Annotated in this window: 8 protein-coding genes; all 8 read left to right on the top strand. The window is 45.7% G+C overall.

What is annotated here, in order from left to right:
• Positions 1-51: 51 nt before the first annotated feature.
• The 8 genes from AC0VYE_RS13645 to AC0VYE_RS13680 all read left to right on the top strand — a co-directional run bounded on the left by AC0VYE_RS13645 (position 52) and on the right by AC0VYE_RS13680 (position 14,264).
• Positions 52-3,003 (top strand): extracellular solute-binding protein, encoded by a 2,952-nt coding sequence (locus AC0VYE_RS13645; protein WP_475448603.1) that lies wholly within the window; start codon positions 52-54, stop codon positions 3,001-3,003.
• 111 nt (positions 3,004-3,114) lie between these two features.
• Positions 3,115-3,999: a carbohydrate ABC transporter permease gene (locus tag AC0VYE_RS13650; protein ID WP_256711010.1), complete on the top strand. Its 885-nt coding sequence runs from the start codon at positions 3,115-3,117 to the stop codon at positions 3,997-3,999.
• Between the two features lie 4 nt (positions 4,000-4,003).
• Positions 4,004-4,876: a carbohydrate ABC transporter permease gene (locus AC0VYE_RS13655; RefSeq protein WP_076270040.1), complete on the top strand. Its 873-nt coding sequence runs from the start codon at positions 4,004-4,006 to the stop codon at positions 4,874-4,876.
• A 17-nt stretch (positions 4,877-4,893) separates the two neighbouring features.
• A complete protein-coding gene (locus AC0VYE_RS13660) occupies positions 4,894-6,951 on the top strand; it encodes a YIP1 family protein (protein ID WP_475448605.1) in 2,058 nt (685 codons plus the stop codon).
• 22 nt (positions 6,952-6,973) lie between these two features.
• Positions 6,974-9,565 (top strand): DUF5696 domain-containing protein, encoded by a 2,592-nt coding sequence (locus AC0VYE_RS13665; RefSeq protein ID WP_475448607.1) that lies wholly within the window; start codon positions 6,974-6,976, stop codon positions 9,563-9,565.
• Positions 9,555-10,439, top strand: coding sequence for a carbohydrate ABC transporter permease (locus tag AC0VYE_RS13670; protein WP_076270038.1), 885 nt, complete (start codon positions 9,555-9,557; stop codon positions 10,437-10,439). Before AC0VYE_RS13665 ends, AC0VYE_RS13670 begins: the two co-directional genes overlap by 11 nt.
• A gap of 15 nt (positions 10,440-10,454) precedes the next feature.
• On the top strand, positions 10,455-11,408 hold the full coding sequence (locus tag AC0VYE_RS13675; protein ID WP_475448609.1) for a carbohydrate ABC transporter permease: 954 nt from the start codon (positions 10,455-10,457) through the stop codon (positions 11,406-11,408).
• A 90-nt stretch (positions 11,409-11,498) separates the two neighbouring features.
• Positions 11,499-14,264 (top strand): alpha-mannosidase, encoded by a 2,766-nt coding sequence (locus AC0VYE_RS13680; protein WP_475448611.1) that lies wholly within the window; start codon positions 11,499-11,501, stop codon positions 14,262-14,264.
• Positions 14,265-14,284 lie beyond the last annotated feature (20 nt).

Consider the following 14,284-nt stretch of genomic DNA (forward strand, 5'->3'; position numbering starts at 1 on the left):
TCAGCAGGCTCCTATTTTAATAGAGAGCCTGCTAGGGAGGAGGGGGAAACGATGCGGCGACCAAGCGTTAAAGTCATTTCGTTATTGCTTCTGTCACTAGCTGTTTGCGTCTCCTTGTTTTTTCAAGAGTCCGCACTAAACGGCACGGTTACTGCTGAAGGAACATCGGCAAGCAATCGGAATACCCATCCGACGGCTTTAGATACGCCATATGAAAAGGGTGGTTATGACGAATACTTGTCTAAATATGATCCTATTCAACTGGCGGCTAGCGATACGATTGTAATCGAAGGAGAGAGCTACAGCGAAGTTAAGGGAATGGAAGTTTCTATCGTTGAGAATAGAGTGGGCAATCAGGGGCAAGCGGTTCTCACGGAAGATTCAGGTGCGATTTCCTGGGCATTCGAGGTTAAGCAAGAAGGACTATACAATCTCGGTATACATTTTTATAGCGAGCCGGGCAAGGATTCAGATATTGAACGGGAGCTGTTAGTGGATGGGCAATCGCCATTTAATGAAGCTAGAAGCATAACCTTCAATCGAATATGGAAAAACGAGAAGCAAAGCTTCGATCGCGATGCAAGGGGAAATGATCTGCTGCCTAACCAAATCGAAGAGTATATGTGGCAGGAAAGCTTAATTAAAGATAACACGGGCTTTTATGAAGAGCCTTTTTTATTTTATTTCTCGAGAGGCCAGCATACACTGACGCTGACTTCGGTTAAAGAGCCGCTCGTCATCGATTGGTTGAAGCTGTCTGCACCGGAAATTGCTCCTACATATGCAGAGGTTGCCAGCAAGTATAAAGAAGATGGGCTAAAGCCGGCTGCAGACGTTTCGATCAAGCTTCAAGCAGAGCAAGCTTTATACAAATCTACGCCAAGCTTGCTGCCTTATAATGATCGTTCTTCTCCCGCGGTCGAACCTTACCATGTATCAAAGCTTCGCAATAATGCAATGGGTGGATGGGCATGGAGAATGCCGGGACAATGGATGGAATGGGAAATTGAAGTAGAGCAAGAAGGGCTCTATCAAATCGCTTTGAAAAACCGTCAAAACTATTTGAATGGCATGTCTGCGCTGCGCTCCATTTATATAGATGGGAAGCTGCCCTTTAAGGAATTGAAAGAGGTTCAGTTTCCATATAACCATTCTTGGCAAATGAATGTTTTGGGAACGAGCAAAGATGAGCCTTATTTATTCCATCTTACTAAAGGCAAGCATCGGTTGCGGATGGAAGTGACGTTGGGCGAGCTGGCGCCAATTTTGCGATCGGTGGAAACGAGCATTCTTGAGTTAAATGCCTTGTATCGCCAAATCATCAGCTATACAGGTACCGTTCCGGATACCTTCCGTGATTACAATCTGGAACAGCGCATCCCTGAAATGATTGAAGTGTTTGAGAAACAAAGCGAGCTGCTCTATAGCATTGCGAGCAGTATGGAAGGACCATCCGAGAGTGGAAATGACCGTACAGCGATTATTAATAGACTAGCGTATCAGCTTAAGGACATGGCGGGCCGCCCGGAATCCGTGCCATCACGGATCGAAGCATTTAAGACGAATGTTGGCGCGCTTGGCTCATGGATGCTTACGATTAATGAACAGCCGCTTGCTTTGGATTATGTGATCGTTAGCTCGCCAGAAGCAAAGCTGCCAAAGCCCGAAGCAACCAGATGGGCAAAGATGTTAACAGGGATTAAATCGTTCGCAGCATCCTTTAGTGAAAACTACGATGATTTCTCGGATGAAGAAGAGACGAAGCAAAGCGTGACTGTATGGGTAACATCGGCGCGTGACCAAGCACAAGTCATCAAACGATTGATAGATGATCGTTTTACGAGTACGACGGGTATACATGTGAATTTAAAACTCGTAAGCGCGGATGTGCTTCTACCGTCAACCGTCTCGGGGAAAGGGCCGGATGTTGCTTTGCAGGTTGGCAACGACTTGCCGATGAATTACGCGAGCCGCAGCGCTCTTCAGGATTTATCTGCGTTTCCAGATTATCCGGAAGTACAGGAGCAGTTTCTAGCCAGCGCCATGGTGCCTTATGAATATAAAGGAAGCTACTACGCATTGCCTGAGCAGCAAACGTTTCCGATGATGTTTTTCCGAAAAGATATATTGGAGGATGAGCTGCATTTGGAAGTGCCGGAAACTTGGCAGGATGTCTATGATATGCTGCCTACGCTCCAGAAGCATAACTTGCAGTTTGGTTTACCGCAAAAACCGCTTGATTCCATTGGCAATGAGCTTGCAACGACGAATATTATGACGCTTCCGCCCAATCCTGCATTTGCGATGTTTCTGCTTCAGCAAGGCGGCCAGTTTTATAAGGACGGTGGTAAATCGAGCGATTTGGATTCAGAGACATCGATTTCGGAGTTCAAGAAGTGGACCGATTTTTATGTCAATTATAAGATTCCAATCGCAGCTGATTTCGCAAACCGCTTCCGAACAGGCGAAATGCCAATCGGTATCGTCGATTATACGATGTATAACAAGCTGACTGTTTTTGCACCTGAGATCAAAGGGCTGTGGTCATTTGCACCCGTTCCAGGCGTTGCTGCTGCCGATGGTTCCTTCCACCGCGAGGTAGGCAGCGGAGGCTCGGCATCGATTATGTTCAAGCAAGCGAAAAACAAAGAAGAGGCGTGGACCTTCTTGAAATGGTGGACAGGCAAAGATACGCAGGTTGCTTTTGGCAGACAAATGGAAATTCGAATGGGTGCTGCTGCTAGATACCCAACGGCAAATATGGAAGCGTTAGCTTCACTTCCTTGGCCAACGAAGGATTTTCAAATGCTGCAGGAGCAAATGAAATGGGTTAAGGGCATTCCAGAGGTTCCGGGTGGATATTTGACAGGCAGAAACATCGATAATGCATTCCGCCGTGTTGTCGTTCAAGGAGAAGATCCGCGTGAAACGATGGACAAATATGTAAGGGCGATGAATGAGGAAATTACATTAAAGCGCAAGGAATTTAATCTTCCTTATTAGAAACGAGGGGCTTAAATGAAACAGCAGGTAGCAGCCCGCCCCGTAACAAGGGGGAAAGGCGATTCACGTATTCTAGCTCACGGGAAAGAGCTGAAGCCAAAATTAACGCGCATGTTTGTTGAAATGAAAAAAAGTAAACACGCTTATGTGCTGCTGGCACCATACTTTATTATTTTCTGCACATTTACTGTACTCCCTGTGCTATTATCGCTGCTGCTCAGCTTTACGAATTTTAATTTTCTTGAGAAGCCTAGGTGGATTGGCTGGCAAAACTATTCAAGACTACTCGTTCAAGACGATATTTTTCTAATTGCGGTAAAAAATACGTTTTTGTTCGCGGCCATTACGGGGCCGATTAGTTACTTGGCATGCTTCTTGTTTGCATGGCTTATTAACGAGCTAAGGCCGAAGATAAGAGCTTTTCTAACGCTCGTCTTGTATGCGCCATCGATTGCGGGCAATACCTATTTGATTTGGCAGCTATTGTTCGCAAGCGACTCTTATGGTTATGCGAATTCTTTTCTAATGAAGTGGGGCTTCATTATGGAGCCGATTCAGTGGCTGCAAGATACAAGGTATGTGCTGGGCATTCTCATTCTCGTTCAACTATGGCTAAGCCTCGGCACATCCTTTCTAGCCTTTATCGCAGGGCTGCAAAATGTAGATCGCACCCTGTACGAAGCGGGAAGCATTGACGGCATTCGCAACCGCTGGCAGGAATTGTGGTTCATAACACTGCCTGCTATGCGTCCACAGCTGATGTTTGGTGCGGTTATCCAAATTACGTTGGCGTTCTCCATCGCAGAGATCTCCATCTATATGATCGGTTTCCCAAGTGTGGATTACGCAGCACACACCATTGTTACCCATTTGGTTGATTACGGCTCCATTCGGTATGAGATGGGCTATGCGTCGGCGATTGCCACGGTATTGTTCAGTATCATGCTCCTTACAAATCTCTTAACGCAGAAGCTGCTGGGAAAAGTGGGTGAGTAGAGGGATGAAACGATCTTTTAAAGTGTCAAAGAGGCTGAATCGTTCCTTGTCAGTCGATATACTGCTGTTTCTGCTGCTTGGCGGCGTCGCTTGTTTTATGGCATTGCCGCTTGTGTTCACAATCAGCAATGCATTTAAGCCGTTGGATGAAATTTTCTCCTTTCCTCCAAAGCTGTTCGTTCGAAATCCTACTTTCAAAAATTTCAGAGATTTGCTTGGTATATTCAGTGATTCGTGGGTGCCCTTCTCAAGATACGTATTCAATACTTTTTTCATTGCTATCGTGGGCACCGTGGGGCATGTCATTTTTGCTTCGGCAGCGGCTTACCCTCTTGCCAAGCTTAAATTTCCGGGGAAACGAGTGTTGTTCTCGCTCGTTGTACTCTCCCTGATGTTTACCGCCTATGTTACACAAGTGCCGAACTACATGATCATATCGTGGCTTGGTCTGATTAATACGTATTGGGCGATCTTGCTGCCTGCTTTCGGCATGACTCTAGGATTGTATCTCATGAAGCAATTCATGGAGCAAATCCCGGATGCTCTATTAGAAGCAGCCAAAATTGACGGAGCGAGTGAATACCGAATTTATTGGCAAATTATTATGCCGATCGTTAAGCCAGCTTGGCTGACGTTAATCATTTTCTCCTTGCAAAGCTTATGGACAAATGGTTCAGTAACGAGCCACAAATATATTTACAGCGAGCAATTAAAAACAGTTGATTATGTCTTTGGCCAAATCGCAAGCGGAGGACTTGTTAGAACAGGACCGGTAGCTGCGGTTACACTGCTGATGATGCTTGTGCCGATCACCGTATTTATCGTAACGCAGAGCAATATTATTCAAACCATGTCTACATCAGGCTTGAAGGAATAACAGGAGGGAAGCAACGGATGAAGAGAATCATCGCCGCGTTATTTATCGCATCGCTCATAATCGGTGCGGCCGCTCCTGTTGCAGAAGCCGCAATAGATACCTATCAGTATTCCTATTGGGGAGATGCTGTGCCCTCGCCGAATGCATACAAAATGGAGCAAGTCATTTACGGTGACAATTGGAGCAGTGGGCGTCTTGCTTCGCCAATGGATATGTTCGTTGGCAAGGATGAGCGAATATACATTGCGGATACGGGCAATAACCGAATCATTATATTAAACAAGGAATTTCAAGAAGAACTGGTCATTTCCAAATTTGATAATGAAGGAAAAGAAGATGCGCTGAATAAGCCGGAGGGGGTATTTGGCACAAATGATGGTCTCATCTATGTGGCAGATACACTCAACCGAAGACTTGTCGTATTTGATACTGCGGGTAAGTTCATACGAGCAATAGGCGAGCCTAAATCAACGCTGCTGCGGCCAGGGTTTCAGTACGCGCCAATCAAGGTAGCCGTTGATAAAGCGAAGCGAATATTAGTCGTTAGCCGCGGGTCTTACGAAGGAATGATGGAGTTTGACGATGAAGGGCAGTTTATCGGCTTTATTGGAACGAACCGCGTAAAGTTCAGCCCAATTGATCTGTTCTGGAAACGGATATCGACCAAAGCACAAAGACAGCAAATGGAGCAGTTCATACCGCTTGAATTTAACAATCTCGATCTTGACGAGGACGGGTTCATCTACACCTCAACCTCAGAAGAAGATTCGAACCGGCCGATCAAACGGCTGAATCCATCGGGAGCCGATATTTTGCGGAGCAAGGGTTATTTTCCGCCCAAGGGTGATATTGGCACTCTGAAGACGGGGACCAATCCGGGCAGCTCCATATTCATCGATGTGGCTGCGGATCAAGCTGGCATGTATTCCGCACTTGATTCTAAGCGGGGACGGATATTTACCTACGACAAGGATGGAAATCTGCTGTATGTGTTTGGAGGGCTAGGAAGCAAGCAGGAGAATTTCCGTACCCCCTCTGCCATTGAAATTATGGATGATCATATACTTGTGCTGGATAAAGATAACGGACGGCTGACGGCATTCGAGCCAACCCGCTATGGCAGCTTGATTAGGGAAGCCGTTATTTCGCTTTATCATGGCAAAACAGAGCAATCCACAGCCGCTTGGGAGAAGGTGCTTCAGCTAAACGGAAATGTGGAGGTGGCCTATTTAGGCATCGGCAAATCATTGCTCAAAAAAGGCGAATATCATGAGGCGATGTCTTATTTCAAGCTTGGGAACAACAGGGAGTATTACTCCGAAGCATTTAAGGGTTATCGAAAAAGCATCGTGCTCGCGCATTTCGGCACTATTGTTCTCGTTGTTGCTCTAGCTGTTGTACTTGGTTTTGCCCTCATGAAGTGGAATCGGAGAAAGGTGAATGGCCAGCACTTTCAGGAGTTCGGCATTATCAAAAACCCTTTCTACACGATGATGCATCCCTTTAATGGCTTTTGGGAAATGAAATACGAGCAGAAGGGCAGGCTCAAGCTCGCTTTCGGCATTGTGTTTCTGCTTGTCATCTTCACCATTATTAAGCGGCAATACAGCGGCTTCGTCGTCAATTTCAACAACCCAAGCCAATTGAACAGCTTGAACGAATTAACTTTTATCGTATTGCCTTTTGTTCTCTGGTGTGTTGCCAACTGGTCCTTAACGACCTTGATGAATGGTGAAGGTAAATTCAAAGAAATTGTGATGGCGACAGCTTATGCGATGATGCCATTAGTTATCATTTATTTGCCTCAAACGCTGTACAGCAATTTAATTACAGGCAGCGAAAGCTCGTTCTATTATTTGCTTGATGGGGTTGCCCTGATTTGGTCAGCATGGCTGCTGTTCACAGGTACGATGACAGTGCATCAATATTCAGCTGGGAAAACGGTTGTGACGATGCTGCTTACACTCGTTGTCATCGGAATTATTGTTTTTATCGGGGTATTATTATTCAGCATGCTTCAGCAGATGATCAGCTTCGCCATTTCTGTCTATAAGGAATTATCGTTCAGATTGTAGCGTGCGGGAAGGAGAGATGGTCGTGACAGGTAAGAGGAAGATGTCCAGCATCCTGTTCGCGGCACTGCTTGCGAGCGTTGTTGCTGCAAGTGCGGCAGGCTGCAGCAAGAAGGAAGAAGCTGGAGCGCAGATAAACCTCGGTACAAATGAAGCCGAGGCCGTCTCTGCTCAGCAGGAAGAGCGGGTGATTGGGGCAGGACGTAAATCAACTGCGGTCAACACGGATAAAGAGCTGCAAGCGTTGTCAGCGATGGAGTTAGTGAAAGAAAATGACGCGCTTCAGCTCTATATCAACCGTGAAACGGCAGAAATTGCCTTAAAGGACAAACGCGACAGCTACGTCTGGTTTTCAAACCCGGTAGAGAGAAGCGAGGATCAGAAAGCTTCGCCTTTGTACCATTCAGAGCTATCCTCACAGGTGCTGCTTACTTACTACAATGAAAAAGGGCAGGTCAATGCTTTCAACAGCTATGATGATAGCGTCGCAAAGCAGCAATTCGAAATAACGGACGAAGAGAACGGGATCAAAGTCGTTTATCGAATAGGCAATATTGCCAAAGGTTTTGCTAATATTCCAAAGGTAATCAGCAAAAAAAGATTTCAAGAGCAAATCTTGGATCAGATTGCCGATGAAGAGCTGAGGAAAAGTGTTGAATACAAATTCAGCTTCGATGAGGCAAAACAAATTTATGTCGTCCGCAAGCTGCAGGATTACGTAGCGGAGGAAATCTCAGCGGCACTCGAAGCTGCGGGCTACACAGCGGAAGATGCGCAGCAGGATAACGAAGAGAATGGCGCAGCCGACGCTGCATCAGCCGCAAGGGCAGAATTTACGATTCCAATTCAGTATACGCTGGATAATGAGCAGCTTGTCGTAACGATTCCAGGCAAGGAGCTGCAATTCAATGCGGAATATCCAATTGCCAGCGTACAGGTGCTTAAACATTTTGGCGCTGCTGGTGTGAAGGAAGCGGGATACTTGTTCGTGCCTGACGGCGCAGGCGCTCTAATTGAGCTGAACAGCGGAAAGCACCAAGCGGAACCCTATAATTTGCCTGTGTACGGCAATGACGGTACGTACAATGTGAAAGAGAAAATACAGACGAATGAGATGACAAGGCTGCCGGTATTTGGGCTTAAGCGATCCGACCATGCTTTGTTTGGGATCATTGAAAATGGAGATGCGATGGCAAGCATCACAGCAGATGTAAGCGGACGAAACGACTCCTATAATACCGTTGGCAGCAAGTTTCAAATTTCATCAATGGACTTTTACACGCTTACGTCGGGGACAAAAACGAGCTCTGTGCCGATGTTCCAAAAGAAAAGGTACGAAGGCGACTTATCCATAAGATATTCCTTTCTTAGCGGTGAAACATCCGATTATGTAGGAATGGCTGCTGAATATCGCAATTACTTAATCCAAAAATTCAATATACAAAAGCTGGATAAAGTCGAGGATTCGCCGTTTGTGATGGAGCTGGTAGGAGCATTCCGGGTAGATAAATCATTCCTCGGAATACCGTATGAAGCAACACAATCGCTAACCAGCTTTGCTGAAGCAAAAAACTTGCTGCAAGAGTTGATGGATACGGATATTCACCATATCGATTTGCGTTATGTCGGGTGGTTTAATAATGGTATTCGGCACAGCTCGCCAGCAAGTATCAAAGTGGTGAATAAGCTGGGAGGCAAAGAAGGGCTTCGTGAGCTAGCTGATTTTGCACAGAAAAACGGGATCGGCTTCTACCCGGATACAGCCTTTTTGGAAAAATACAAAGGTTCCAGTGGATCGGCTACATGGCTTGATCGCGGCGAAGCAAAGGTTTATCAATATAATCCGGTTATGTACGATCAGGATACTTCGAAATTTTCCCACTATATCTTATCGCCTGCTGCGCTGCCGAAGCAAATAAACGGTTTTTTGGCGGATTATAAAGCGCTCGGACTGCAGGGATTATCGCTAAGAGATATGGGAAATCAGGTCAATTCCGATTACAATCCGGATAAAACGATAACCCGTCAGGAAGCGCTGGAAATGATCAAGACACAGACGAATAAGCTGAGCCTTCAGGCGCAATCGATCATGGTGAATGGCGGCAACGCATACAGCTTGCCTTATGCAGATGTAATCGTTAACGCACCGACCAAGAGCAGTCTGATGAATATTACAGATCAGGATATTCCGTTTTATCAAATTGCATTGCATGGCTATTATGATTTGGCTGGCTCACCTTACAACATGGATGATAAACAAAATCCTCGTCTATCGATGCTGAAGGCGCTGGAAACGGGCTCGAGCTTATATTATCAATGGTACGCCAGTGACTCAACAAAAGTGAAGGACACCGACTACGATAATCTTTATGCTTTGAACTACAAAGATTGGCTTGATGAAGCGGTGCAGCTCTATAAGGAAGCGAATGGCGTATTGTCGAAGGTTCGGAATCAGGTCATTGTGAAGCATCGACAAATCGTGCCGGGCGTCGTGGAAACGACATTTCAGAACGGTTATGTCATTACGATCAACTACAATAATAAGGCGATAGCAGTAGAGGGCATGCAGCTTGCAGCTCAAAGTTATCAGGTAGGCGGTGAGGCAGATGTTCAATAAGCCATTGACCTTGGCGCAGAAAAAAGCTTGGTGCGGCGTGCTGTTCGCCACGCCATTAATGCTGGGATTAGTCATGCTGTTTATCATGCCGCTCATTCAATCCTTACGATTTAGCTTAAGCTCAATAAGTTTGGTTGAAGGCGGCTTCGCAGTAAAGTATGAGGGTTTCGCAAACTTTCGTCATTTATTTCTGACCAATGCGGATTTTCCGCGGAGGCTGACTGAATCGGTTACAGATATGATCGTTAATGTGCCAATCATCATCGTATTCAGTCTCTTTGCAGCGGTGCTGCTGAATCAGAAGTTCAGAGGAAGAGCGATGGCAAGGGCGGTCTTTTTTCTACCCGTCATTCTAGCATCTGCGGCTATAGCCAATATGGACATTAGCAGCTTTGTTGGAAGCTCTTCTTCATCTAGCGGAAGCGGAAACCTTATGCAGAGCTTCGAGCTGAAAAAGATGATGATGGAGTCCGGCTTGGCGCCTGTATTCGTAAATTATATTTCGGATGCGGTTGACCGAATCTATGAAATTATTAGCTCCTCCGGCGTCCAAATTCTTATCTTTCTTGCGGGCTTGCAATCCATTTCACCCTCACTGTACGAGTCTGCGAGAATTGAGGGGGCGACGGGCTATGAGATTTTCTGGAAAGTTACATTCCCGATGATGACGCCGCTTATTCTGACGAATTTAATTTATTCCATTATTGATTCATTCAATAACAATTCGGTTAACGCACTCATTTCGGAAACCGCATTCAAAACGTTTGAGTTCGGGCAGAGCGCAGCGATGTCTTGGGTGTATTTTATCGTTGTCGCTATAGTACTCAGCCTATCGGCGGGCATCATTTCGAGAAAAGTGTTTTACTACGATTGAGAAGGAGGAGAGGCCATGAAGCTGCCGGCCATTCATGCGGAAAGGTTTCACCGCCACTATAATCCGGTCGAGAGATCGAAGCGATTGTTATGGACGTTGCTAAGGTCAGTACTCGTTTCTGGTTTTTGTTTTATTATATTATTTCCACTATTTCTTCGTTTCTCGGTCGCATTCCGCAACAAAATTGATATCTATGATCCGACGGTGCTGTGGATTCCTAGAAACTTTACGTTGGACAATTTTAAAATTTCGATGGAAGCGACCCACTATTGGGCTACTCTATTGAATACGTTTTTGATATCGGCGGGAACGACTGCCATTCAACTCGCATCCTGTGCGCTAGCGGCATACGCTTTTGCAAAATTGAAATTTAAAGGCAGCGGCATCCTCTTTGGATTCGTTATATTCACCATTGTTGTACCGCCGCAGACGATTATGATTCCGCTATATTTAACGTACAGGTACTTTGATATGTTCGGTTTAGTAGGTTTGTTTTCGAAGAGGGACAGCTTTAATCTAATTGATACCTTTTGGCCTTTCCTAATTTCATCCGCAACGGGAATGGGGCTCAAAAACGGTCTTTACATTTATATTTTTCGGCAATTTTTCCGAGGCATTCCGAAGGAGATTGAAGAAGCAGCCGTTGTTGACGGCTCAGGTGTTTTTAAAACCTTCTATAAAATCATGCTGCCGAATGCCGTTCCTGCTATCGTTACGGTTGTGCTGTTCTCTTTCGTATGGCAGTGGAATGACAGCTATTATGTTTCGTTGTTTCTCAGCAAAGTAAAAGTATTGTCAACTCAGTTAGCAGACATGGGCTCTGTGCTTGGCAAAGAACCCGATCTTGTGTATCAATCCATGCTGCTGAATACAGGCGTTCTCCTGCTTATGCTCCCGCTTATTATTATGTACTTGTTCGTACAGCGCTATTTCGTCGAAAGTGTAGAGCGTACAGGCATCGTAGGCTAATGCAAGCAAAGTGAGCATTAATCGGCATTAGGCAAGCACGTGGAGCGGCGTCTTTGCTTTCATCCCAAACAGAGAATGGAGAAGGATACTTTGATATCATCTACTACTGTTCATATCATTTCACACACCCATTGGGACAGGGAATGGTACTTGCCATATGAGAAGCACCATGTTAGATTAATTGCGCTTATTGACCGTTTGCTTGAGACGCTAGAGCGAGATTCGGATTTCAAAAGCTTCCATTTTGATGGCCAGACGATTATATTAGAAGACTATTTGCAAATTCGTCCGGAAAAAAGAGCGCTGCTTGAGCAGTATGTTCGCGAAGGACGCATTCATATTGGACCGTGGTATATTTTGCAGGATGAATTTTTGACGAGCGGTGAAGCAAATGTACGCAATCTCGTTTATGGACACCAAGATGCTATGCAGTTCGGCAAAGTTGCCAAGGTGGGGTATTTCCCGGATTCGTTCGGAAACATTGGTCAAGCACCACAGCTGATGCTGCAAGCAGGGATCGAGAATGCTGTGTTCGGACGCGGTGTGAAGCCAACTGGCTTTAATAATGAGGTTTCTCAAACGAAAGCCTACGAATCTCCGTTCTCCGAGATGATTTGGGAGGCTCCAGACGGCTCAAGAGTGATCGGCATTCTGTTCGCCAATTGGTACAGCAACGGCAATGAAATTCCAACTGAGCCAGAAGCAGCCGGTGCTTATTGGCAGCGTAAATTAATGGACGTCGCCGAGTATGCTTCAACGCCTCACTGGCTCATGATGAATGGCTGCGATCATCAGCCGGTGCAGACGGATGTAGCACAAGCTATTGCGACTGCGCAGCAGCTATTTCCGGAATATCAATTTGTCCATTCGAATTTTGAAGATTATATTGAGGCGGTAACCGCATCGCTCCCTGAGAAATTGTCCATCGTCAAAGGTGAACTGAGAAGCCAGCATACCGATGGCTGGTCGACACTTGTTAATACTGCATCTTCGCGAATCTATCTTAAGCAAATGAACCAAACAGGTCAGACGCTGTTGGAGAAAGTGGCCGAACCGATAGCAGCCTTTGCTTATTTGACAGGCCATGCTTATCCTCATCATCTATTCACATATGCTTGGAAAACATTGATGCAAAACCATCCGCATGACAGCATTTGCGGATGCAGTGTCGATGAGGTCCATGCAGAGATGGTGACCCGTTTTGCCAAAAGCAAGCATATCGCCGAAAGCATTATCGAAGACAGTTTATCCGCAGTCGCTTCGAAGGTAGATACAAGGGAATTTGCTTCCTTTGGAGAAGTTGCTTCTACACTCGTTGTTGTTAATACAACGGGCTGGCTGCGTTCTGGTGTTGTTTCCACTGATGTTGAAATCGAACGCATCTATTTCAACAGTGGAATAGATTTTTACACGATGAAGCAGCGACTGAAGGAAATTGATTTAGCAGGTCTATACCTCGTAGAGTCAGAGGGCAGCAAGGTATCCAGCGGCATAGAAGATCTAGGCGTACAATTCGGATACGATTTGCCCGAGGATCAATTCCGTCAGCCTTATTTTGCTAGAAAAGTACGTATTCAATTTGAGGCGCACGGTGTACCAGCACTTGGCTACAAAACCTATGCGCTGATTAGAAATGATCATTCTAAACAGCTTCAAGCTGAAGAAGGCTCTCTAATTAGAAATGAACGAGAGATGGGCAATGATTATTTGACTGTAACGATCGCTGATGACGGTTCCTTGACTATTGTTGATCATCGTTCGAATGAAGTGCTGCGCAATCAGTGTGTATATGAAGATACAGGAGACATTGGTAATGAGTATATGTACCGCCAGCCAAACGGTGACGTCCCGCTGACAACGAGAGGCCTTCGAGCCGAAATACGCATAACGGAAGATACACCTTTTCAAGCCAGCTTTGAAATTACGCACCAGATGTTAATCCCAAAGTCGGCAGAAGAGCTGTTGCAGCAGGAGAGAGAAGAGCTGATTTGGTTTACTGGACGAAAATCAGGCAGGTCGGATAAGCGTATTCCTTTTACGATTAAGACGAAGGTATCACTTAACAAAAACGGGCAAGCACTGCAAATAGAAACCACCTTTAACAACGAGGCTCTTGACCATCGTTTGCGTATGTTGTTCCCGGTAGACTTTCAATCGAAGACACATTTGGCAGATTCAATCTTTGAAGTGGTGGAGCGGGATAATACCCCATCGGAGGAATGGAGAAACCCAAGCAATTGTCAGCATCAGCAAGCTTTTGTGACGTTGATTGGCGTGAAGCAGGGAGTTACGATCGCCAACCTTGGTTTAAATGAATATGAAGTTTTGCGAGAAGAAGATGAAAACAATACCATTGCGGTTACTTTGCTGCGTGCGGTGGGAGAGCTAGGTGATTGGGGATACTTCCCGACCCCTGAGGCGCAGTGTCTCGGCGAGCATACGGTTAAGCTTGAAATTATACCGTTTCCGGTAGAGAATCAGCATGCAAAGTCGGAGTTCATTGGGCATGGAGCTATGTCATCGATGAAGGAAGCTTATCAATATCAAGTTCCATGGATAGTGAAGCAGACGGGTACACATGAGGGTGAGCTTCCAAGTAGTTTTTCCTTTATGCAATGGGAGGGTGACAAACTATGTTTGTCTGCTCTTAAGGTATCGGAGAACACGGGGGATTTGATCGCGCGCTGGTATAATCTATCACGAGATGAGCAAACGTTAAGCGTATACCCTACGCTAGGTGTGAACGCAGCACATCGCAGCAGCGTAATGGAGCAGAGGCTGGAGGAGTCAGAGCTTGGCCGAATGGTGGTTCGTCCCGCTGAAATCATTACGCTTAGTTTAGATGTTTCTTTGTAAATTAGCATACGGAGTATAAC

Source organism: Pristimantibacillus sp. Z349TD_6 (assembly GCF_056173205.1).

What these genes read in the sequence shown, in the direction of transcription:
- AC0VYE_RS13645 (WP_475448603.1), top strand. Translation starts at nt 52, where the DNA reads ATGCGGCGACCAAGCGTTAAAGTCATTTCGTTATTGCTTCTGTCACTA.
- AC0VYE_RS13650 (WP_256711010.1), top strand. Translation starts at nt 3,115, where the DNA reads ATGTTTGTTGAAATGAAAAAAAGTAAACACGCTTATGTGCTGCTGGCA.
- AC0VYE_RS13655 (WP_076270040.1), top strand. Translation starts at nt 4,004, where the DNA reads ATGAAACGATCTTTTAAAGTGTCAAAGAGGCTGAATCGTTCCTTGTCA.
- AC0VYE_RS13660 (WP_475448605.1), top strand. Translation starts at nt 4,894, where the DNA reads ATGAAGAGAATCATCGCCGCGTTATTTATCGCATCGCTCATAATCGGT.
- AC0VYE_RS13670 (WP_076270038.1), top strand. Translation starts at nt 9,555, where the DNA reads ATGTTCAATAAGCCATTGACCTTGGCGCAGAAAAAAGCTTGGTGCGGC.
- AC0VYE_RS13675 (WP_475448609.1), top strand. Translation starts at nt 10,455, where the DNA reads ATGAAGCTGCCGGCCATTCATGCGGAAAGGTTTCACCGCCACTATAAT.